The 23,044-nt window shown below is 33.9% G+C and carries 17 protein-coding genes and 1 tRNA gene; 10 read left to right on the forward strand and 8 right to left on the reverse strand.

The window, feature by feature from the left end; translation table 11 throughout:
- Positions 1 to 28 precede the first annotated feature (28 nt).
- The 3 genes from AC6QZF_RS08395 (at position 29) to AC6QZF_RS08405 (ending at position 7,394) form a co-directional block, all read left to right on the forward strand.
- Positions 29 to 1,399, forward strand: a complete 1,371-nt coding sequence (locus tag AC6QZF_RS08395; RefSeq protein WP_499799433.1) for an MFS transporter — start codon at positions 29 to 31, stop codon at positions 1,397 to 1,399.
- A gap of 97 nt (positions 1,400 to 1,496) precedes the next feature.
- Positions 1,497 to 4,670 carry a glycosyltransferase family 117 protein gene (locus AC6QZF_RS08400; RefSeq protein WP_499799434.1) on the forward strand — a complete coding sequence of 1,058 codons (3,174 nt, stop codon included), beginning with the start codon at positions 1,497 to 1,499 and terminating at the stop codon, positions 4,668 to 4,670.
- 27 nt (positions 4,671 to 4,697) lie between these two features.
- Positions 4,698 to 7,394: a valine--tRNA ligase gene (locus AC6QZF_RS08405; RefSeq protein ID WP_499799435.1), complete on the forward strand. Its 2,697-nt coding sequence runs from the start codon at positions 4,698 to 4,700 to the stop codon at positions 7,392 to 7,394.
- Positions 7,395 to 7,472: 78 nt separating this feature from the next.
- Here the strand turns inward: AC6QZF_RS08405 and AC6QZF_RS08410 are convergent, their stop codons facing one another.
- On the reverse strand, positions 7,473 to 8,954 hold the full coding sequence (locus AC6QZF_RS08410; protein WP_499799436.1) for an aldehyde dehydrogenase family protein: 1,482 nt from the start codon (positions 8,952 to 8,954) through the stop codon (positions 7,473 to 7,475).
- A gap of 79 nt (positions 8,955 to 9,033) precedes the next feature.
- Positions 9,034 to 9,555, reverse strand: a complete 522-nt coding sequence (locus tag AC6QZF_RS08415; protein WP_499799437.1) for a type 1 glutamine amidotransferase domain-containing protein — start codon at positions 9,553 to 9,555, stop codon at positions 9,034 to 9,036.
- Between the two features lie 214 nt (positions 9,556 to 9,769).
- On the opposite strand from AC6QZF_RS08415, the gene rpsA reads away from it, so the two are divergent.
- The 6 genes from rpsA to mraY all read left to right on the forward strand — a co-directional run bounded on the left by rpsA (position 9,770) and on the right by mraY (position 18,641).
- Positions 9,770 to 11,716, forward strand: a complete 1,947-nt coding sequence (rpsA, locus tag AC6QZF_RS08420; RefSeq protein ID WP_499799438.1) for a 30S ribosomal protein S1 — start codon at positions 9,770 to 9,772, stop codon at positions 11,714 to 11,716.
- A gap of 322 nt (positions 11,717 to 12,038) precedes the next feature.
- Complete coding sequence (locus AC6QZF_RS08425; RefSeq protein ID WP_499799439.1) at positions 12,039 to 14,144, forward strand: M3 family metallopeptidase; 2,106 nt, start codon at positions 12,039 to 12,041, stop codon at positions 14,142 to 14,144.
- Between the two features lie 249 nt (positions 14,145 to 14,393).
- Positions 14,394 to 15,494 carry a tRNA 2-thiouridine(34) synthase MnmA gene (gene mnmA, locus AC6QZF_RS08430; RefSeq protein WP_499799440.1) on the forward strand — a complete coding sequence of 367 codons (1,101 nt, stop codon included), beginning with the start codon at positions 14,394 to 14,396 and terminating at the stop codon, positions 15,492 to 15,494.
- A 132-nt stretch (positions 15,495 to 15,626) separates the two neighbouring features.
- Positions 15,627 to 16,586: a 6-phosphofructokinase gene (pfkA, locus tag AC6QZF_RS08435; RefSeq protein ID WP_499799441.1), complete on the forward strand. Its 960-nt coding sequence runs from the start codon at positions 15,627 to 15,629 to the stop codon at positions 16,584 to 16,586.
- A 23-nt stretch (positions 16,587 to 16,609) separates the two neighbouring features.
- A complete protein-coding gene (locus AC6QZF_RS08440; RefSeq protein ID WP_499799442.1) occupies positions 16,610 to 17,497 on the forward strand; it encodes an NAD(+)/NADH kinase in 888 nt (295 codons plus the stop codon).
- 13 nt (positions 17,498 to 17,510) lie between these two features.
- Positions 17,511 to 18,641 carry a phospho-N-acetylmuramoyl-pentapeptide-transferase gene (gene mraY, locus AC6QZF_RS08445; RefSeq protein ID WP_499799443.1) on the forward strand — a complete coding sequence of 377 codons (1,131 nt, stop codon included), beginning with the start codon at positions 17,511 to 17,513 and terminating at the stop codon, positions 18,639 to 18,641.
- Here mraY and rimO read toward each other — a convergent pair.
- From rimO to AC6QZF_RS08475, 6 genes are all read right to left on the reverse strand, one after another.
- A complete protein-coding gene (gene rimO / locus AC6QZF_RS08450) occupies positions 18,638 to 19,927 on the reverse strand; it encodes a 30S ribosomal protein S12 methylthiotransferase RimO (RefSeq protein WP_499799444.1) in 1,290 nt (429 codons plus the stop codon). The genes mraY and rimO overlap by 4 nt on opposite strands.
- Before the next feature lie 87 nt (positions 19,928 to 20,014).
- The gene (locus AC6QZF_RS08455) at positions 20,015 to 20,317 is read right to left on the reverse strand and encodes a hypothetical protein (protein ID WP_499799445.1); all 303 of its coding nucleotides are present in this window, start codon (positions 20,315 to 20,317) and stop codon (positions 20,015 to 20,017) included.
- A 2-nt stretch (positions 20,318 to 20,319) separates the two neighbouring features.
- Entirely contained in the window at positions 20,320 to 20,736 is a 417-nt protein-coding gene (locus AC6QZF_RS08460) for a PspC domain-containing protein (RefSeq protein WP_499799446.1), read from the reverse strand.
- A 67-nt stretch (positions 20,737 to 20,803) separates the two neighbouring features.
- The gene (locus tag AC6QZF_RS08465; protein ID WP_499799447.1) at positions 20,804 to 21,610 is read right to left on the reverse strand and encodes an exodeoxyribonuclease III; all 807 of its coding nucleotides are present in this window, start codon (positions 21,608 to 21,610) and stop codon (positions 20,804 to 20,806) included.
- 12 nt (positions 21,611 to 21,622) lie between these two features.
- Entirely contained in the window at positions 21,623 to 22,267 is a 645-nt protein-coding gene (gene pdxH / locus AC6QZF_RS08470; RefSeq protein WP_499799448.1) for a pyridoxamine 5'-phosphate oxidase, read from the reverse strand.
- Positions 22,267 to 22,722 carry a hypothetical protein gene (locus AC6QZF_RS08475; protein WP_499799449.1) on the reverse strand — a complete coding sequence of 152 codons (456 nt, stop codon included), beginning with the start codon at positions 22,720 to 22,722 and terminating at the stop codon, positions 22,267 to 22,269. Before AC6QZF_RS08475 ends, pdxH begins: the two co-directional genes overlap by 1 nt.
- A gap of 151 nt (positions 22,723 to 22,873) precedes the next feature.
- Here AC6QZF_RS08475 and AC6QZF_RS08480 point away from each other — a divergent pair.
- Positions 22,874 to 22,947: transfer RNA gene (locus AC6QZF_RS08480), tRNA-Asn, on the forward strand.
- Positions 22,948 to 23,044: the final 97 nt, after the last annotated feature.

The raw sequence follows: 23,044 nt of genomic DNA on the forward strand, positions 1-23,044 counted from the left end.
TTGCGTTTTTTTAAATCGCAAAAATAAAATGGAAAAAAATTATAGCATTAAATTTTGGCTTTTAAATGCCGTTCAAATGATAGAGCGGCTCGCCTACTGGATAACAATTATTCAAATACCCATCTACATTGCTCAAAAAGATGTGCCTGGTGGGCTTCACTTTGCCCAAACAACAAAAGGGTTAATTTTTTTCTGGTGGGCATTAGTCCAAAATTTGACACCAGTATTTTGGGGTGCTGTTTCAGATAAAATTGGACAAAAACGATCCCTTTTTATTTCTTCGATTGTAATAATAATCGGTTATTGTCTATTAGCAACTCAAAGAGAGTTTATTCCATTTTTATTGGGAACACTTGTTTTAGGTTTCGGGCTTGGGTCTTATAAACCTGCAATACAAGGTTGGATAGCCAAAGAAATCGAGGGCAGAAATACATCATTAGGATGGGGAATATACATATTTCTGGTAAATTTATCTGTATTCGCAGGACCGATATTATCAATATACCTGAAAAATATATCCTGGGAAGCAGTTTTCTTCGGCTCTGGGATAATTTTTTCCTTGAATCTGATACTATTATCTATTGTTAAATATGATTATTTGAAAATCAAAAGCAATGGCAATATATTCAAAGAATTGTTTCGAGCAATAATAACGCCTAAAATTATATTTTTCATTCTAATTATGTCTGGCTTTACAATTACTTATATGCAGTTCTATGAAACATTGCCAAATTTTATTTTCGATTGGTCGGATACTTCTTCAATAGCCAAACACTTGCCAGATTTTATGACTTCGGAAACTGTTCGTGGACGCATGATTGCATATGAATGGGTATATAACTTAAATTCAGGCCTCGTTGTGCTATTAGTACTATTTATGGCAAAATTCACAGACAAAATAAAAATCACAAGAACTTTAACTGTTGGAATACTACTTGCTGGATTGGGACTGTTTATTGTCGGATATTCTCAAAGTGGAATCTTTTTAGTGTTTGGCGTTGTTTGCTACACATTTGGGGAATTAACAGTTAATCCAAAATTTCCTGAATATATTGCAAACATTGCACCTAAAACTAATAAATCATTATACTTAGGAATAATGAACATTTCGTGGGCAATTGGACTGGCTGGAGGCGGGCTTATTGGCGGTTGGCTATATAAACATTATGCAGAAAAGGCGTATTTCGCTAAAATACTGTTGGAGAATAAAGGAATAACAGGTGTTCAATTGCAAAATGCTTTTGTCAAAGCACAAGAAGCGACTGGTATGAGTGCAACAGAGCTCACGACATATTTATGGCAAGCTCACAATCCAAGTATAATTTGGTATCCTTTTTTAATACTTAGTATTTTATCAGTTATCGGAATGAACTATTATTCAAACAAGTACGATAAATAAAAGTTTTCTAAATCACTTTGTAATAAGAAAGTATTTTTATAAATTGTAAATTTACATTTACTGCAATTTATTTGTTTATAAATATATGGCAAGAGAAATGAATTACAAGCATCTGAATCGTGTTTTTGCGGGATTATCCTTTGCTTTAGCATTCATAACGTATGTACTTACTGTTCAGCCAAGTGTCCCGTTTTGGGACTGTGGAGAATTTTCTGCAGCATCGGTATGGCAACAAGTCCCACACCCACCAGGCGCGCCACTTTTCTTAATGATTGGGAAAGTATTTCATACGCTTATCCCATTTGGAGATGAAGGATGGCGAATTAATATGGTATCTGTTGTTGCAAGTGCTTTGACGGTGTGGCTTTTATATTTAATCACAGTAATGGCAATTCGAAACTTTTATAAAAAAGAGAATGATAATTTTGCAAGTGCCTTTGCTATTTATGGTTCAGCTTTCGTTGCAGCGGCTGCTTATACTTTTAGCGATACATTTTGGTTTAATGCTGTTGAATCAGAAGTATATGCCTCTTCTTCGTTGTTTGTAGCTATCGTAATATATTTGATGATGCGATGGAACGAAGAAGCAGACAATCCGGGAAATGAAAAATACCTGCTTGTCATTGCATATTTAATTGGTTTATCAACAGGTGTACATTTATTGAGCATACTTGCAATCTTCTCGATAGTTCTACTTGTTTACTTCCGTAAATACACTTTTAAATTCACAACTTTTATTCTGGCAGGTATAGTATCAATTGTAGCTTTCTTCATTATTTATAATCTAATTGTTCAATCTATACCGGCTTTTTTGGCAGGACATACACCTGGACGCAATGAAGCGATGGAATATAGTATTAATAATTCTGTGGCTCTTCAAGTATTTGCAATCATTGCAATATTAGCAATAATTTATGGTTTTTATTATTCAATGAAAAATGGCAAGCAAATATTGAGATTGATTACTTCAAGCATTCTTTTGATGTTGATTGGATATACAACTTATACGCATATTTTACTGCGTGCAAATGCTAACCCTCCAATGAATGAAAACGAACCCAAAACATTCACCCAGCTTTCTTCCTACATAGGTCGTGAACAATATGGACAGGCTCCATTTTGGCCAAGACGCTATCAAAGAGAAGAGAGATTTATATATAGATACGAATTGCGAGATGAAGCCGGTAACTATGTATATGGGAAATGGGAACCTCCAACATACGAAACAGTTATCCGTTCCGATGGTACTATGATGAGTGTGCCTAAATTCACAAAAATCAATACTGCCGGTGAATTAGCATATCTTTGGAAATATCAAATTAATCATATGTATATTAGATATTTCTTCTGGAATTTTGTAGGTCGTATGAGTGATGTGCAAGATGCCGGAGTGGCTTGGTTCAACTATGACAAGAAAGATTACGAGACATTGAATTATAAATCTGGTTATAAAGATGAATTCCCTGTTAGATTTTTCGCTTTACCGTTATTATTTGGATTAATCGGGCTATATTTCCATTACGCAAAAGACAAAAAAATGGCATTTATTTATATTATTATGTTCTTAATGATGGGAGTACTTGCTGCAATACAGCAAAATCAGCAGGACCCACAACCACGAGAACGTGATTATTTCTACGCCGGTTCATTTATGGTTTTTGCGATGTGGATTGGTTTTGGTGCATTTGCTTTGATTGATTGGATTTCGAAAGATAAAATAAAGAATGCTTTTGTAATTCCTATAATTATAGTGAGCTTGCTGCTTGTGCCTTTTAATATGGCAGTTGGTGGTTGGAAAATACATTCGCGCGCTGGTAATTATTTACCTTTTGATTATGCATACAATATTCTGCAATCATCAGAAAAAGATGCGATTATTTTTACAAATGGAGACAATGATACATTTCCTGTCTGGTATTTGCAAGATGTTGCAGGTGTTAGACGTGATGTCCGAATAGTAAATCTCTCACTTGCAAATACACTCTGGTATATTGACCAACTGAAGAATAGAGAACCTTGGGGTGCAAAGAAAATTCCGTTATCTTTCCCTGATAGCCAAATTCAAGGAAAAGATGAAGACGATGAAGATGCGCTTTCTTATGAGTTTGGTGAAGCTCGGCAGGTAAACATCCCTGTCAAAAAAGAGATTTTAGCTAAATTTACTGACAAGAGCGATATAATTGAATCTAGGAAAATGAGTTATACGTTCGTTGGTTTACCTCAACAAGGTCGAGACGGAAAAACAAACTATATCTTTAGAGTTCAGGACTTAGTAATAAATGATATTTTGAAACAAACACGTTTCGAAAGACCTGTATACTTTTCAACTACTGTTGGAGGTGGAGACGTGTTTGTCGGTCTTGATGATTTTCTTCGCTTAGAGGGAATGCTGTGGCGGATTTGCCCTGTTAGGAAAAGTGATATGAAAACTGGCGATATTGAAGTTGATATTACTGAAAAATGTTTATTAAATTACGACAACTCTAATAATTATCACAAAGAACCAAATTACGGATTTAAGTTCCGCAATCTTAATAATCCATCTGTGTATTATGATGAAGTTCATAGAAGACTGATGGAAAGCTACCGAATTCTTTTCTATCAAGTAGCTGATAAATTAATTGAACGAAATGAAAAAGAACGGGCTAAAAAACTTTTAGATAAGATAAACGAACTTATTTCACCAGTTCAATTCCCGATGGTTCTCGAATCCGAAAGCAGATTGATTAGAACCTACGAAAAATTAGGTGATAATGAAAATTTACGCAAATATGCCCAAAACTGCTTGAACACCTGTTTAGAATTAATTGACAAAGAATATTTGAAACCTGAATATGTGCGTTGGGAAATTATGGGTAGGCTTTATGGTCCATATAAAATTGCTGCCGATATGTATGAAATACTTGAAAATATTGATGGTGCAAAGGCAATATTAACTCGTTTTGAAAAGCAGGTAGAATCCTACAAGAATTCTATGATTAATATGGGCTATCCTCAAAGCGAAACTAACATTTTGGACCAAAATCTTGCTGATACAAAAGTCCGTATAGATTATATGCAGATTAATATTTTGGTAAAACAAAATAAGCTCAAGGAAGCATACGAAGAAGCCAACAAATTGCTTGATAATTACAGGAGCAAAGAATCGATTGTCTATAAATATGCAGCTATGTATTTAACAAACAAAATTAATGAAATAGCAGCTAAAATGGGATTAGTTGCAGATACAACCAATTCTAATATTATAATGAAAAACCCGAGTGTTCAATAATTTGTTAAACTGAAATAATATTGAAATATGAAAAAAGAATTCTCAAAGGCTTATAATCCAAAAGATGTTGAAAGCAAGTGGTATAATAAATGGATTGAAAACGAAATTTTTAATGCCTATGAAAATACTGAAAAAAAGCCATATAGCATACTGATGCCACCTCCAAATGTTACAGGAATACTACATTTTGGACATGTTCTTAATATCACTTTGCAAGATTTATTTATTCGCTTGAAACGAATGAACGGATTTGAAGCTTGCTGGTTCCCTGGCACAGACCACGCTGGAATAGCAACACAATCTAAAGTCGAAGCTGAATTACGCAAAGAAGGATTAACCCGTTATGACTTAGGTCGTGAAAAATTTGTCCAAAGAGTGTGGGAATGGAAAGAAAAATATGGTGGTATTATTCTTAAACAAATTCGGAAACTCGGTGCATCCTGCGATTGGAATAGAACACTGTTCACAATGGATGAAAGTGCTTCTGATGCTGTGAAAGAAGTGTTTGTGCGTTTATTCGATGATGGTTTGATTTATAAAGGTAAAAGAATTATAAACTGGTCACCTCTTGCTCAGACCGCACTAAGCGATGAGGAAGTAGAATTTCGCGAAGTGAAAGAGTATCTATATACTCTTAGGTATTATTTCCCTGATAACAAGAATTACTTGAAAGTAGCGACTGTAAGACCTGAGACTATTTTTGGTGACACAGCTGTTGCCGTAAACCCAAACGACGCGCGATATAAGCACTTAATTGGGAAAAAGGTTCGCGTTCCGCTAACCGACAGATATGTGGAAATCATTCCTGATGAATATGCCGACCCTACATTTGGAACAGGGTGCGTAAAAATTACTCCAGCACACGACCCAAATGATTTTTTAGTTGGCGAACGCCATAATTTAGAAATCATTAATTCAATTAATGCTGATGGGACTTTGAACGTAGCGGCTGGGGAGTTTGCTGGTCTTGAACGATTTGAAGCCCGAAGAAAAATTGTTGATAAGTTGGAAGAAAATGACTTAATTGAAAAAATCGAAGATTATACACACAATGTGGGATTTTCCCAACGTGGAGGCGAACCGATTGAACCCTATCTCAGTGACCAGTGGTTTGTCCGGATGAAGCCGCTTGCAGAAATTGCTTTGAAACCTGTATTAGATGGACAAATCAAATTTCACCCAAATCATTGGGTAAAGACTTATGAACATTGGATGAATAATATTCGTGATTGGTGTATTTCCCGTCAATTGTGGTGGGGGCATCGCATCCCAGTTTATTATGCTCCTGATGGACGATATACAGCTGCTCGCAACGAAAAAGAAGCCCGTCAAAAGTTAGGAATTGCTGATGATATTCCATTGGTTCAAGACGAAGATGTACTTGATACCTGGTTTTCATCTTGGCTTTGGCCGCTAACTACTATGCGATGGCTTGTTGATGGAAAAGAAGATAATCAAACTTTGAAGAAATTTCTGCCTACTGATTTGCTAGTAACTGCTCCTGATATTATCTTTTTCTGGGTTGCAAGAATGATTATGGCAACAATGTACTTCAAAAATACCATTCCTTTTAAAAATGTATATTTTACAAGCACAATTCGAGACGGTAAAGGTAGAAAACTTTCAAAATCTCTTGGAAATTCACCTGATCCACTTGAGATAATTGATAAATATGGTGCTGATGCTGTTCGATTCACCATGCTTTATCTTGCCCCACTCGGTCAAGATGTTCGACTTGATGTAGATGTTGAGCATCAGGATATACCATCTTGCGAACTTGGACGCAATTTTGCCAATAAAATTTGGAATGCAGGACGTTTCTTAATGATGAAATTAGAAGAAAATGAAGTAAAACTCGAGGGTGAAATTCTAAATGAGAATGAAATGACAATTTCAGATCGCTGGATACTTTCTCGTTTCTACTCTACTTTGGAAAAAACTATTGATTCACTTGATAATTTCAAGGTAACTGATTATTCAAAGTTACTATATGATTTTATTTGGCGTGATTTCTGCGACTGGTATATAGAAATCTTAAAAGTCAATATTAATAATACAAAAAACGTCGAAAGTAAACAAAAATTAATACGTTTTGCAGTTAATTTATATCTCGACATATTGAAAATACTGCATCCTGTTATGCCATATATAACTGAAGAAATTCATAGTATTATTCTTAATTCTGATACTATCAGTATAAGCACCGAACAATATCCACAATTAATAAAAGACAGAATAAACGATGGAATAGAGCAAGATTTCGAACTTGTTCAGATGATTGTTGAAGAAATTAGAAGGCTTCGTTCATCTACCAATATTTCTCCATCACAAAAAGTTCCAGCTAAAATATCAATTAATAACGATGAATTGTTGAGCACTTTCAATGAACTATCAAATGTAATAGCTAATTTAGCAAAAACATCCCCACTGGAAATTGGTAAAAACCTCGAAAAGCCTCAAGGTGCAATTAGTTCTGTTGTTAGAGAAATTGAAATTATTCTTGAAGTTGCCACTTCGATTGATATTGAAAAGGAAAAAGAACGCCTAAATAAGGAGATTGAACGGCTCGAAAGAAATATCAAAGGTAGTCAGAGCAAATTATCAAATGAAAAATTTGTTCAAAATGCACCTGCTGATATAGTTCAATATGAAAAAGAAAAACTGGTAAGTATGCAAGAATCTTTGGCAAAAACAAAGGAAAATTTAAGAAATTTAGGTTTATAATCGCTTAATTAAATATTATACAATAATGAAAAAGGGCTGTCGTTATCTGACAGCCCTTTTGTTTTAGATTTGGTTCTTTTAGTAATTATCAATTTGTGCTCTTTGAAGTCTGTCGGAATAGTCAACATAAACTGTTTTCCATTCGGTAAAAATATCGAATACGGTCCAACCACCTTCGCGATGACCGTTGCCAGTTCCTTTTATGCCACCGAAAGGCATATGGGCTTCTGCACCAATAGTAGGAGCATTGATGTATGTAATACCGGCTTCGATATCACGAATTGCTTTAAATGCATGATTAACATTTCTGGTATAGATAGACGAAGATAAGCCATAATCACAATTATTTTGCAATTCGATTGCATGATCAAGCGATTCAGCTTTTGTAACAGCCAAAACTGGGCCGAAAATTTCTTCTTTAAAGATAGTATGGTGAGGTTCAACATCAGCAATAATAGTAGGTTTATAAAAAGAGCCTTTTGCTAAGTCACCTTCGGTTGCTCGCTCTCCACCACAAATTAAACGTCCCCCTTCTTGCAAAGCTTTAAGAACGTAGTTGTGTATGCTTTCGAGTGCTTTATTGTGAATAACCGGACCAACATCTGTTCCCTCCTTCAATCCATCACCAAGTTTTAATTTTTCAGCACGGTCTTTGAGTAATTGTAGCACTTGTTCGTAAACATCATTATGAACGATTAATCTTGAAGTAGCAGTGCAACGCTGTCCAGTTGTTCCGAATGCCCCCCAAAGAGCCCCTTCAATAGCCAATTCAAGATTAGCATCGTCCATAATGATTTGAGCGTTCTTACCACCCATTTCAAGCGAAACTCTTTTGTTTAATTTACCGCAAATTTCACCAATTTTACAACCAATGTCGGTAGAGCCTGTAAATCCGATTACTTTTACATCTGGATGCTCGACAATCATATTGCCCATACTACCAACACCAGTTAATACGTTGAAAACTCCTGGTGGGAGTCCAGCTTCTTCCATAATTTCAGCAAAGACTACCCCAGAATGAGGAGTTTCTTTTGACGGCTTATAAACAACTGTATTTCCAGCGGCAATTGCAGGAAGAATTTTCCAAGATGGAACTGCAATTGGAAAGTTCCAAGCAGTAATTACGCCAACTACGCCAATTGGAACACGAAAAGATAGATTCATTTTGTTTTCAAGTTCACTTGGAGCATTGTAGCCGAATAATCTGCGAGTTTCGCTTGCTGCATAATAAGCAGTATCGATTGCTTCTTGTATATCACCTTCTGTTTCAAAAGTTGGCTTACCCATTTCGCGAGTCATAATTTTAGCAATTTCTTTCTTCCTACGAGCAAAAATATCGCCAGCCTTACGAATTATATCACCTCTTTTTGGCGCTGGTACAAGGCGCCATTTTTTATAAGCTTCTTTTGCAGCTGCCACTGCATTATCTACATCTTCTTTCTCTGAATAAGCGAATTCACCAATAACATCTTCGTGGTTTGCCGGATTAATATTTTTGAAAGTCTTGCCCAAAACGGCATCAACCCATTGGCCGTTAATGTAATTTTTAAATTTTTCCATTTTACCTCCAATTATTTAAAAGTTGTGAAAATATAATCAGAAAATGATTAAACTAAAAAAATAATATATAAAAAAATCATTAATCTTTTGACAATAATTCTATGATAGTTTTACAAAAAATTGGTAAATCATTAGGATTTCGTGAAGTGATTATTTTACCATCAATTACAACCTCCTGATCTATCCAATAAGCACCTGCATTGACAAGATCATCTTTAATTGAATAAAAGCTCGTAACAGTTTTATTCTCAATAATTTTAGAGGAAGCCAAAACCCATGGACCATGACAGATTGCAGCAGTAATTTTATTTTGTTCATTCATTCTGCGAATAAAGTCTATTATTTGTGGGTCCCGCCTTAAATAATCAGGAGCAAAACCTCCAGGAATAATTGCAGCATCAAAATTTTCATGTCCTATGTTTGTAATTATTTCATCGGGTTTTGCCTTTAGTCCATTTTTCCCAATAAATATGCTGTTTGATGATGCAACAGAAATCACATTTGCTCCAGCTTCCTTCATACGATAGTACGGGTACCAAAATTCTATTTCTTCGTAAAATTCCGCTAAAAAAACAACAACATTTTTTCCATCTAAACACATTTGAAACTCTCAATTTATTTCTAAAAATATTACAAAAATATTCAATAAATCATATTAATTAACTTAAATTAAATCATTGAAAAATAATATTTTATTTTGTTTTCACATAATGATTTTTTATTTTTGTAATCTTAATTTTTTCATTTTAATGATTAAATGGTCGTACAGAGATGTACGTATGTTTAACTAATTTAAATATTTTTGGAGAAATTTAATGTCTGAAAATGAAACTCTTGTTCAAACTTCTGAGCAATCAGCACCGAATCCAATGGCAGAAGTTACCAGTTCACAAAACATTAGCGTTGATGCATTGATGAATTCTGTATCGAAAATTTTAGAAAACGAGTTTGAGAACGTATTAGACCTTGATGACACATCTTTTGAAACTCTTTTTGAACAAAAAGTTGGAACAATAAAAGAGGACCAACTTATTAAAGGTAGAATTGTCAAAATTGTTAAAGACGAAGTTTTTGTTGATATTGGATTCAAATCGTTTGGTGTAGTGCCAAAAGCAGAATTAATCAATGCTGAATCGTATCATATTGGTGATGAGATCGACGTTTATATCGAGAAAATGGAAGATAGCCAAGGGAGAGTTCTACTTTCACGTAGAAGAGCTGATTTCATGCGTATTTGGGACGATATTTTAAAGCTTTACGAAACTCAAGAAGTTACAAGAGTGAAGATTCTCCGCCGTATTAAGGGTGGAATGGTAGTTGATTTATTAGGAATTGAAGCATTTTTACCGGGTTCACAAATCGATGTACGTCCGGTTAGAGATTTTGATAGTTGGGTTGGGAAAAATATTGATGTACGAGTTGTTAAAGTAAACCATCCAAGTGAAAACGTTGTCGTTAGCCATAAAGTACTTCTCGAAGAACAGCTTTCAGAGCAGCGTCAAGCCATTATGGATAAACTTGATAAAGGTTTGGTGCTTGAAGGAACCGTCAAAGCAATTTCTGACTTCGGAGTATTTGTCGATTTAGGTGGTGTTGACGGTCTTGTCCATATTACTGATTTATCTTGGGGACGCGTTACTCATCCATCAGAAATAGTTGAATTAGATCAAACTGTTAAGGTAGTTGTCCTCGATTTTGATAAAGAAAAGAAGAGAATTTCATTAGGAATGAAACAGCTTACTCCTCATCCTTGGGACACTATCGGCGATAAGTATGAAAAAGGAACAAAAGTCGTTGGTAAAGTCGTAAGTTTAACAGACTACGGTGCATTTATTGAAATAGAAAAAGGTGTTGAAGGGTTGATTCACATCAGTGAAATGTCCTGGACACAACACGTAAAGCATCCATCTCAAATTGTTTCGATGGGACAAGTTGTCGAAGCTATAGTTCTCAATATAGATAAAGAAGAGAAAAAACTTGCTCTTGGTATGAAGCAATTAGAACCTGATCCATGGGAAGATTTAATGAAAAAATATCCTATTGGCTCGAAACACAGAGGTATTGTTAGAAACTTAACTAATTTCGGAGTATTCGTCGAACTCGAGCCAGGAGTTGATGGTCTTGTTCATATTAGCGATTTGTCGTGGACCAAGAAAATTCGCCACCCAGGTGAATTTGTCAAAAAAGGTGATGAATTAGAAGTTGTTGTTATCTCTGTCGATCCTGAACAACGTAGAATTGCATTAGGTCATAAACAAATTAATGATAATCCTTGGGATACTTTCGAAGAAACGTACAAGATTGGCACAGAAACAGAAGCCAAAATCGAAAGAATTATTGAAAAAGGTGTTATAGTTGAATTACCTGAAAGAGTTGACGGATTTGTTCCCATTTCGCAACTTTCATTTGCGCCAGTTAAAAATATTAGCGAATATTTTAAAATTGGTGACGTTTTACCATTAAAGGTTGTTGAATTCGATAAAGAAGCAAAAAAAATCGTCTTGTCAGTTGTTGAATGCTTACGCGACAAACCTGTTGATGTTATTGAGGCTTATAATAGCGCTCACCCTGTACCAAATGCTGATAAATACTCAAAAGGCGAAATGTCTCCGGATGAACTTCCAACATACAATCCAGAAGACATTCAAACTGATATATTTAACTATGAGTACCCACCTGATTATTTGCCTAAATCAGTTGAAAATAAAGAAGAAGAAAATACTGCAGAAAATCCATCAAACGAAAGTACCGACAACAATTGATTACCAAATCTCATCTCATATAAAAAAGGGCGGCAATTTGCCGCCCTTTTTTGTCAATTTATTTGATGCTCCGAAAGGTATCCTTACAATGCATAGTGAAAAACTATTATCACAAATTTATAACGAAAAACTTATATGATGTTTTTATTGTTAAAATAATTATAGTATCTTCAAATTTCTCAATTATCAAACTTATGTTTTGTAAGTATATTATTGAATTTTTTACTATATTGTAAAGATTATTTAATTATTTTTCTGTTATTTTTGAAACAAATAATGTAATGATTTTATTCTAATATATTTTAAAATTTTTGGAGGTAAAATGAAAAAACTATTATTTTTATGTTTCAGTTTACTATTAACATTTATGAGCCTCGAAGCACAAAAAAAATCGGCATCTGACAATCCATTCTTTAAGCCTTACAACACTCCTTATGATGTTCCCCCTTTCGACAAAATTAAAGAAGAGCATTATTTACCAGCCTTTGAAAGAGGATTGAAAGAAGCTTATGCTGACATCAAAAAAATCGCTGACAACAAGCAAGCACCTAATTTTGCCAATACAATCGAAGCATTAGAATTTTCAGGTGATCTATTGCAGCGAGTTTCTTCTGTATTCTTTAATTTAGTCAGTTCAAATTCAACTCCTGGTATGCAAAAAATAGCTCAGGAAATCACTCCCAAATTATCGAAATTCAACGACGACATACTTTTCAATGAAAAATTATTTGCACGAATCAAAGCTGTTTATGATAATCGTGAAAAAGAAAAACTTTCACCAGAACAATTGCGATTACTTGAACAAAAATATCAGGATTTTGTTAAAAACGGTGCTCTACTGGATAAAACCGCAAAAGAACGACTTGCTCAAATTAACCAAAGGCTTTCAACTCTGCAATTAAAATTTAGAGATAATGTTCTTGCAGAAACAAACAATTACAAGCTATACATTGAAAAAGAAGAAGATCTTCTTGGTTTGCCCAGTAGTATTGTAGAATCAGCAAAAGAGGCAGCAACCCGCGATGGACAACCAGATAAATGGCTGTTCACACTTCATAATCCAAGTATTATGCCTTTCTTGCAATATGCAGATAATAGAGATTTAAGAGCACAAATCCTTAAAGCATACTTAAATCGCGGCAATAATGACAATGAATATGATAATAAAGAAATTATTAAAGAAATAGTATCATTATCCCAAGAAAAAGCTCGTTTATTAGGTTTTCAAAATTTCGCTGAATTTGTTATTAGCGATAATATGGCAAAAACTCCTGATAGAGTTTTCGAATTGCTCTATCGTCTATGGGAACCAGCACGAGAAAATTCCATCAAAGAAGCTCAGGAATTGCAATCATTGATTAATAGAGAAGGCAATTCTTTTAAACTTGAAACCTATGATTGGCGTTATTATACTGAGAAATTGCGACGCGAGAAATATGAAATTGACGAAGAAAAACTTCGCCCATTCTTCCCACTTGAAGGTGTTATGCAAGGTGCTTTTACAGTTGCAAATAAATTATGGGGAATTAGATTTAAAGAAATTAAAAATGTTCCAGTATATGATCCAACAGTTCGTGTTTTTGAAGTAACAGAAGAAAACGGAAGTCATATCGGATTATTTTTCATAGATTACTACAATCGTTCGAGCAAACGTGGTGGAGCTTGGATGAACAATTTAAGAGAAAGAAAAATAAAAAATGGTAAAACAATTTATCCTATTGTGTTCAATGTATGCAACTTCCCTCCACCGACTGAAAACACACCATCATTGCTTTCACTGGATGAAGCAGAAACTTTATTCCACGAGTTTGGACATGCTTTACACGGATTATTTGCAAACAATGCTTATCCAAGCATAGGTGGAACAAATGTTCCACGCGATTTTGTCGAACTTCCTTCGCAAGTTATGGAAAACTGGTTTTCTGAACCGGAAGTATTACGTACTTTTGCTCGTCATTATCAAACAGGACAGCCAATTCCTGATGAAATCATAGAAAAAATCCAAGCAAGCAGTAAATTTAATCAAGGATTTGCCACTGTTGAATATTTAGCAGCATCTTTGCTTGATATGTACTATTATACAACTGATAGAATTGACGATGTAACTGAATTTGAGAATAGAATAGCCCAACAGATTAATTTACCAGAAGAAATTCCATTCCGCTACCGCTCAACATATTTTAATCATATTTTTGGCGGCGGATATTCTGCAGGTTATTATAGCTATATTTGGGCTGGAGTTCTTGACAGCGATGCTTTCGAAGCTTTCAAAGAAACTTCGCTTTTTGATAGAGCAACAGCTGAATCGTTTAGAAAAAATGTACTAGAAAAAGGTCATACCGATGATCCAATGAATTTATATATTAAGTTCAGAGGAAAAGAACCACAAATTGAGCCATTACTAAGAAAAAGAGGTTTAATGAATTGATTTTAAGTTAAAGCAATAAAAAGAAAGAGGCTGCCCATTAAAAAGCAGCCTCTTTGTGTTATGATAATTTCCAATGAACACTTTAAAAATATAAAAATTGATACTTTTTGAATTACATCAATTGAATGTATAGCAAAGGCAATATTTCATATAACAAATTTTTTATCATTGTTCGTCTATAGCATTGTTCGTCTATAGTCTATATAAAATTATTTATTATTTATTATTTATTATTTATTATCATTAAATATGCGTGATAAGAAAAAAGTACTGGTCGCAATGTCTGGTGGAGTTGACTCATCAGTTGCTGCCGCATTACTTGTCGAACAAGGCTTCGAAGTGATTGGACTAACCATAGCCACTCACAAGATTGATGACGACTGCCGTCCGGTGGAAAACAAAAAAAGTTGCTGCTCATATACAGGAAGTATAGACGCTTACCGAGTTTGTCAAATATTAGGAATTGAGCACAAAATGATAGATTTGACAGAAACTTTTAAAAATACCGTTATCAACAACTTTATCGAAGAATACTTACACGGACGTACTCCCAATCCTTGCGTAGAGTGTAATACTAAAATAAAATGGGGTCCTTTTCTGACAAAAGCAAATGAATATGGAGCTGAATATCTTGCAACAGGTCATTATGCCAAAATTATGAAAAATGAAAACAACGGAAGATATTTCATTAGAAAAGGTATGGATAAAAGCAAGGATCAATCATATGCACTGTGGGGACTTTCGCAGGAACAATTAGCAAGAACTATTTTCCCACTTGCTGAATATACTAAACAAGAAGTTAGAGAAATTGCAAAAAAATATAGTTTGCCTGTGTTCAATAAAATTGAATCTCAAGATATTTGTTTTATTCCAAATAATGACTATCATTCTTTTATTGAGAAGCAAGTCCTAGATATTAACGAAAAAGTAAGCAGTGGAAATATTATTTTCCGTGGGAAAATAATTGGAAAGCATAAAGGATTCCCTTTCTATACTGTTGGACAACGCAAAGGACTTGGTATTTCATTTAGCAAACCACTGTATGTAAAAAAAATTAACGCACAAGATAATATCATAGAGGTTGGTACTATCGAAGAAACATATGATAATGGGTTAATTGGTGAAAATGTAAATTTGATGAAATACAATGAGTTGTCCGCACCAAAGGCTTTCTCTGTTAAAATTCGCTATAACGACAAAGGTAAATCTGCCTCTTGTATAATTAATGAGAATGGGCTGTTGAAAGTTGACTTCATCGAGAAAAGGCAAGCTGTTGCTCCAGGACAATCTGTTGTTATTTACGAAGAGGATGATGTTGTAGGCGGAGCAATAATAAAAGAAGCATTTTAATGAAACATTGATTAAAAATCATTTATTTATCTATTAATAAAATAAAAATGCTTTATTTTTTAAATTAAATACTTTATTTTTGGAAAATAATCAGTAATTTTCTGTGTTGTAAACTATAATAGTGAATTTATTATGAAAAAAATTGCAATGCTTACAAGTGGAGGTGATGCTCCAGGAATGAATGCTCATATTAGAGCGGTAGTTCGAGCTGCGATATACAACGGATTAGAGATTTATGGAATCGTCGGTGGTTATTCTGGATTAATTGAAGGTAACTTTATTAAATTAACACGTAAAGAAACTGCCAATATAATAGCTTCAGGTGGGACCATACTAAAAACAAGTCGTTCAAAGGAATTTATGAATGCTGGCGGTAGAGCAGCTGCTGCTGAACAGCTGAAAGAAAACAGTATTGATGGACTTATTTGTTGCGGTGGAGATGGCACTTTTCACGGTGCTCATGCTTTGTGGGAAGAACATGGTGTTCAAGTAGTATGCACACCTGGAACAATAGATAATGACCTTTATGGTACTGATTATACAATCGGATATGATACTGCAATCAATACTGCTGTCCAGGCAATTGATAAGATTAGAGATACAGCAGATTCTCACGGTCGAGTGTTTTTGATTGAAGTTATGGGACGCCACGCTGGTTTTATTGCAATGGATGTTGGAATTTCTTGTGGCGCTGAATATATTGCAATTCCTGAAATCGCCACCAATTTGGACCTACTATATCAGAGAATTCTCAAGCAAGGAAGAACAAGGCGCACAATTATCATCGTTGGTGAAGGAGATGAATATGGTGGTGCTGCTGTAATTGCTGAACTAATGAAACAAAAATACGACATTGAACCTAAAGTATCTATTCTGGGACATATGCAACGAGGTGGTGCACCAACTGCAAGAGACCGTGTACTAGCAAGCCATTTAGGTGTAAAAGCAGTGGAAGCTTTGCTCGACGGTAAAACTGACGTTATGGTTGGTAAAACAATGCATGAAATTGTATATACCCCACTTGTTGAAACCTGGACGAAAAAGAAAAAAATATTTAATTATATGATGGAATTATCTGATATATTAGCGTAGTTTTACATTTTAGTATATAATAAATGAATAATTTTGTTCTTTACGAAATTTCAGAAAAACCTGATGTCATCAAATGGGCTGAAAAAGCAGCCCATATATTGTGTGAAGCAAATGTTAATTGTTTTGCGCGTCAAGAAGCAATCGAACAATTTTCAGATGAAATAAGGAGCAAGGTTAATCCCATTGAACTTAACGAGTTTGGGAAAGTCGCTGATGTAGTAATTACATTTGGTGGAGACGGAACAATTTTATCTGCTTGCCACAAGTTAATAAATTATGATGTGCCTATAATGGGTTTTAATGTTGGGAAATTAGGTTTTTTAGCTGAGTTTTCTGTACATAATTTAGAAAAATCACTTAAAAATCTATTGGATGGGAATTATAGGTTAATTGATCGCTCTGTATTAGAAACTCAAATTAACGGGAACACATTTTTTGCTCTCAATGACTTTGTGTTTGAGAAAAAAGATTCTCCGCGAATGATTACAATTCAAGCTTATGCAAATGATCATTATGTAGGTGAATATAGAGCTGATGGACTAATTATTTCAACTCCGACAGGTTCAACGGCATATTCTTTGTCTTGTGGAGGACCGATCATTTCACCTTCAACAAAAGCAATTTGTCTTACACCAATTTCTCCTCATTCACTCACATTGCGTCCATTAGTGGTTGATGACAGCAGCGAATTGAGATTTGTTGTATTCTCACCAACGGGAAAAGTTAATTTTGTTGCCGATGGACAGTTGCAAACAATATTATCAGATGGCGACACTGTCAATATTTATATTTCGAAAAACAGAGTGAAACTGATAAAACCAATGGAAAGTGCTTTTTATGACTTAATCCGAACAAAGCTCCATTGGGCTGTCAATCCTGTTCAGGGATTTAATAAAAATATTGAAAATTAATTTAATGTAAATTATGTTTTACTTATTATCAAATTTTCTAAGAAATTATTTTGATATACCAGGAATTGGATTATTTCAATACATTACATTTCGCTCGGCTGCTGCTGCAATTTCCGCACTAATCATTTGCTTCTACTTCGGACCTAAAATAATCAATAAGCTTCGAAGAAAACAGCTCGGCGAACAAGCTAAGAGAGAACTCGCAACAGTAGGCAATCACTCCCTGAAAGCTGGCACTCCAACAATGGGCGGTTTTATTGTATTGCTTGCCGTACTACTCCCTACTGTTCTTTGGGCAAATGTAACAAATATGTTTGTGATTCTAATTCTACTCACAACACTATGGTTAGGAATTGTTGGCTTTATAGATGATTATCTTAAAGTTGTCAAAAAACTTCCAAATGGCCTAATTGGTAGGTATAAAATTGTTGGACAAGTTTCTATCGGACTAATTATAGGTGCAACAATATATTTTTTCCCAGAATGGTTTTTCTCATCATTTAATAAATACAATACATTGACAACTATACCATTTTCAAAGAATTTTAATTTTGACTTTGGGATATTTTATATTCCAATGGTAATTTTTGTGATGACTGCTACTTCAAATGCAGTTAATTTAACAGATGGATTAGATGGATTAGCAATAGGCACTGTTGGAATTTCAGTTTTTGCACTTGCTTTGATTGCATATGTTTCAGGAAACGTAACTTTTGCAAAATATTTAAATATAATGTATTTACCGGGTAGCGGTGAAATAACAATTTTTGCAGCATCTATTATTGGTGCAGCTTTGGGATTTCTATGGTTTAATTCATATCCTGCCCAAGTATTTATGGGTGATACAGGCTCTCTCGCACTTGGTGGAGCATTGGGTGGTATGTGTATTTTATTAAAAAAAGAATTTCTTTTACCTATTGTTGGCGGAATATTTTTTGCTGAAACATTATCTGTAATCATTCAAGTATCTTATTTTAAATATACAAAAAAGAAATATGGCGAAGGTCGTAGATTATTCAAGATTGCTCCACTACATCATCATTTTGAAAAATGTGGGATTCACGAATCAAAAATAGTTACACGTTTTTATATTATAGCTGTTATGCTCGCAATAATTACTATGGCAACATTCAAAGTTCGTTAATTTGCTGGATATTCGACGTGTAAATCATATTCTTCCGCACGAACTATTTTTGCTTTAATAATAACGCCTGGTAAGAACTTCTTAGTGGATTTTATTATAACACCATTATCAATTTCAGGTGCATCGAATTGTGTTCTACCTATATAAAACTTTTTATTCTCATCATCTATAATAACATCTATTGTTTTACCAATTAGCGATTTATTTCGTTCAAGCGATATTTGCTGTTGTAATCGCATTATTTTGTCAAGTCTTTCATCTTTGATTTTTTGTGGAATAGGATCGCCAAGAGAATATGCAGAGGTACCTTCCTCTGGTGAATATGTAAATACTCCAAGCCTTTCAAATTTTTGCTCTTCTACGAACGTATATAGTTCTTCAAAATCCTGCTCTGTTTCGCTGGGATATCCCACAATAAAAGTTGTTCTAATCGCAACCTCAGGAATTGTATCTCTAATTTCCTTGATTAACTCAATAATATTCTCTTTTGTTGACCGCCGCTTCATTGAATGAAGCACATTGTTTGAAATATGCTGCAATGGCAAATCAATATATTTACAAATATTATCGTGTTGAGCAATAACTTTCAACACTTCTTTCGGGAAATTTGTCGGATATGTATAAAGCAGGCGAATCCACTTAAATTCAAAATTATCAGCTAAATTGTTAAGCAAAAACGGCAATTTATATGTTCCGTAAATATCTTTTCCATAGAAAGTTGTGTCTTGGGCAATAATATTTAGCTCCTGAACACCTTGTTTCAATAAATCTTTTGCTTCTTTTAATAATTCTTCCATACTGCGAGAACGATATTTTCCTTTAATAAGTGGTATAGCACAAAACGAACAACGATGGCTACATCCCTCAGAAATCTTTAAATAACTATAATGCGAAGGTGTCATCAAAAGACGAGTATAATCAGATACGTATTTTTTCCCGAAAGAATTTACAATTTGCTTGTAGGGCTCAATTCCGAATATCTCATCAATTTGTAATATTTGATTTTTCAAATCAGGATAACGTTGAGAAAGACAACCGAACACTATGAGTTTTTTTATTTTGTTCCTGCGGCGCAATTCAGCCATTTGTAGGATTAATTGAATACTCTCTTCTTTTGCAGGTTTAATAAAGCCACAAGTATTAATTATTACAGCTTCAGCCTCATTTAGATTGTGTGTTAATTCAAACTGTTTACCATCCAAAATACCAGCAAGACGCTCGCTATCAACTAAATTTTTATTGCAACCTAATGTAAATATTGCTATTTTTTTTATTTCGTTACTCACAATAAATCATCTTAATAAATAAAAGATAAATATACTAAAAATATGAATATTTCCAAAATAATATGAGAAATATCATAAGATTGGTATTTATAAATAGTTTGCAGGTGTTTGTAGCAACAATAAATTGACACTATCTATACAATTACATTCAAATCTTGCCTTAGCAATAATCCCATAAAAATAGTATCCGGCTATTATTCCAATTAATATCATTATTATTATCTTAATTCTATCAGAAAGTTTGAAAAAGCTAAGACCCCAAAAAATAAGTATAAATTGCCAGACGTAATTAGTCAAGTTGAAATTGATTGGAATAATAAAATTATGAATAATGCTAATTAATCCAAATGAAATAAAGAAAGTCCCGAAAAAAATACTCGATTTTTTCATAATTATTTTTCACTTTTTTTGGTAATCAACAATAATACACCAATAATAATAAGTATTATTGAGAAAAATATCCCTCTATCCCAAATTGGGAAAAATTCATTGATAAAAAACAATACTCCTAATACAAGAAGTATTATTCCTAATATTGTTCGACTTTGAAGTTTGTTTGAATTTATTTCAGTTTGTTGCTCTTCCTCCTCGACAACTGGTATAAAGTCACTTGAAAAAATTGGTTTTGGTCGTTCAGGAACAATAATCCAAAGAACTATATAAGCAATAAAACCAACTGCATAAGAAATCGTAGTAATGATAAATAAGGCACGCACAAGCACCGGGTCAATATCAAAATATTCAGCGATACCTCCGCATACTCCGGCAATTTTTCTATCAATATATGAGCGATATAATTTCTTTGTCATAACAATATTCCTTATTACATATTCTTTATTAAAATACGTAGTGAAAAATAAATATGTTTCAAAAAAATTAGAGTTCTAATTCTAATACAACCGGGCAATGGTCAGAACCAAATACTTGCGGTAATTGACGAACATTTTTTACGAATTGGACTAAATCATTAGATATAAGATGGTAATCAATTCTCCATCCAATATTTCTTTTGCGAGAATTTGCTCGATTGCTCCACCAAGTATAATGTCCACCCTCCTTGACAAACAATCGAAATGCATCTGTAAAACCAGTAGCGAAATATTCTTCCATTTTATCACGTTCTACTTTTAAAAAACCAGAGGTATTTTCATTTTCTTTTGGATTTGCCAGATCAATTTCCGTTCGAGCAGTATTGAAGTCGCCCATAATAATAACTGAGCGGCCTTTTTTCAAGATTTTTTTTATATAATCCAGCAAAGCATCGTAAAAGTCAAGTTTATAATCTAATCTTGGATCGTCTGTATAACCCTTTGGGAAATAAACATTAAATAAAACAAATTTATCGAAATCAGATTCAATAATTCGTCCTTCGTCATCAAATTTGGGAATTCCCATGCCATAGTTAATAGATTGAGGTTCTAATTTGCTAAAAAGAGCCACACCACTGTAGCCTTTTTTAACTTTACAAGAATTGTAATATGCAAAGTAGCCTGGTGGCACTCGAAGATTGTCAGCAATTTGTTCTGGAGCTGCTTTTGTTTCTTGTAAACCAATAATATCTGGCTGCTCCTGTTCAATAAAATTAAATAAATTATTATCAAAAGAAACATTATCAAGGCGAATACTTTTATTCTGCCCTGTAATTGCTCTATATCCGTTGATATTCCAAGTAACAATTTTCATTTTTTATCTTCCTTATGGATAAAGTCTATCTATTTGCCAATTACCGTCTGGTAATAATAAATAGCGAAAACGGTCGTGAAGACGACTGGGACGACCTTGCCAAAATTCAAATTGCTCAGGAATTAGTCTATAACCACCCCAGTGAGGTGGAAGAGGAACATTTGTTGGGTATTTAAGTATAAGCAAAGCTACTTTTCTCATTAGAGTAAATCGAGACTTCAATACTCTACTTTGCTCGGATGCCCAAGCTCCAAGACGGCTTGTATATGGACGCGATTGAAAATAATGGTTAGATTCCTCGGTAGTTAGCTTTTCAATTTTTCCTTCGATACGAACCTGACGCTCAAATTTATCCCAGAAAAAAAGCATTGCTGCATATGGGTTTTGTTGGATTTCCTGACCTTTACGACTTTCGTAATTTGAATAAAAAACAAAGCCATTACTATCATAACCTTTAAGAAGCAAAATACGTGAAGAAGGTTTCCCTTCGTTATTGACTGTTGATAAAGCAAAAGCATTAGGGTCAGCGAAATCACCTTTTAAAGCATCATTGAACCAAATTTCGAATTGCTCGAATGGATTTTTTTTAATGCTTTTTTCATCTAAACTAAATTTACCATAATCGTGACGAATACTTGAAATGTCTTCTCTGTTCATCAATTGTTTATTCCTCTAATAATTTTAGGACAGGTATAATATATGTTACCATTACTATCAACTTCTAAACTTAGAATCCCGTTTTCAGTAAGCGAGTTTAAAATAGTTTTTGCTTCTGTAGTTGACAAAGCAGTTTTTAAGCTAAATTGCACTTCATTGATTTTATTATCGTTCTCTGCCAGATATTTTAAGACAATATGCTCATATTCTCTTAATTTCCCTACTTTAATAGACATTTTATATTTTTTGCGCATTAAGTAACCAATAATAAGTGGGACAACTCCCATCAATAACACAGTGAAATCAGTTTCTTGAACAGAATTAGATAACAAAGACGATACAACAAAAGCACCACCAAAAACAGTATAGAAAAGCCCCCACACCCAAAGAAAATTTGCCCATCTTTTATATGATGGAGATTTTGGTAAATCAATATCCTTGAAATTGTCTGGCATAACAAGAATTAATATTTGTTTCACGCTCAAAAATAATCATAAAAAAATCAAAAAAAAACATATTTATTAAAAAAAATACTTGTTTTTTTATGGAAAAGTCTGTAATTTTGTATCCTTAATAATGATGATTGTTCTTTGATTTCGAAATAATTCCTGAGTAGCTCAGCTGGTTAGAGCATCTGACTGTTAATCAGAGGGTCGGGGGTTCAAGTCCCTCCTCAGGAGCATAAGAAAAGCCTTGAAAAACAAGTTTTTTCAAGGCTTTTTTGTTAGCCACTACACCCTATTTGTTTCTCATAATCCTGCACTTTTTTAAAAAATA

This window comes from Eximiradius sp., from assembly GCA_937127445.1.
GTDB lineage: Bacteria > Bacteroidota > Ignavibacteria > Kapaibacteriales > UBA2268 > JAKIZO01.

Bases quoted from the DNA above. Each gene is read 5' to 3' on its own strand.
- AC6QZF_RS08395 (WP_499799433.1), top strand. From the start codon at position 29: ATGGAAAAAAATTATAGCATTAAATTTTGGCTTTTAAATGCCGTTCAA.
- AC6QZF_RS08405 (WP_499799435.1), top strand. From the start codon at position 4,698: ATGAAAAAAGAATTCTCAAAGGCTTATAATCCAAAAGATGTTGAAAGC.
- AC6QZF_RS08465 (WP_499799447.1), bottom strand. From the start codon at position 21,610: ATGAAAATTGTTACTTGGAATATCAACGGATATAGAGCAATTACAGGG.
- rpsA (WP_499799438.1), top strand. From the start codon at position 9,770: ATGTCTGAAAATGAAACTCTTGTTCAAACTTCTGAGCAATCAGCACCG.
- AC6QZF_RS08410 (WP_499799436.1), bottom strand. From the start codon at position 8,954: ATGGAAAAATTTAAAAATTACATTAACGGCCAATGGGTTGATGCCGTT.
- pdxH (WP_499799448.1), bottom strand. From the start codon at position 22,267: ATGAACAGAGAAGACATTTCAAGTATTCGTCACGATTATGGTAAATTT.
- AC6QZF_RS08400 (WP_499799434.1), top strand. From the start codon at position 1,497: ATGAATTACAAGCATCTGAATCGTGTTTTTGCGGGATTATCCTTTGCT.
- AC6QZF_RS08440 (WP_499799442.1), top strand. From the start codon at position 16,610: ATGAATAATTTTGTTCTTTACGAAATTTCAGAAAAACCTGATGTCATC.
- AC6QZF_RS08460 (WP_499799446.1), bottom strand. From the start codon at position 20,736: ATGACAAAGAAATTATATCGCTCATATATTGATAGAAAAATTGCCGGA.
- pfkA (WP_499799441.1), top strand. From the start codon at position 15,627: ATGAAAAAAATTGCAATGCTTACAAGTGGAGGTGATGCTCCAGGAATG.
- AC6QZF_RS08425 (WP_499799439.1), top strand. From the start codon at position 12,039: ATGAAAAAACTATTATTTTTATGTTTCAGTTTACTATTAACATTTATG.
- AC6QZF_RS08475 (WP_499799449.1), bottom strand. From the start codon at position 22,722: ATGCCAGACAATTTCAAGGATATTGATTTACCAAAATCTCCATCATAT.
- mraY (WP_499799443.1), top strand. From the start codon at position 17,511: ATGTTTTACTTATTATCAAATTTTCTAAGAAATTATTTTGATATACCA.
- mnmA (WP_499799440.1), top strand. From the start codon at position 14,394: ATGCGTGATAAGAAAAAAGTACTGGTCGCAATGTCTGGTGGAGTTGAC.
- AC6QZF_RS08455 (WP_499799445.1), bottom strand. From the start codon at position 20,317: ATGAAAAAATCGAGTATTTTTTTCGGGACTTTCTTTATTTCATTTGGA.
- AC6QZF_RS08415 (WP_499799437.1), bottom strand. From the start codon at position 9,555: ATGTGTTTAGATGGAAAAAATGTTGTTGTTTTTTTAGCGGAATTTTAC.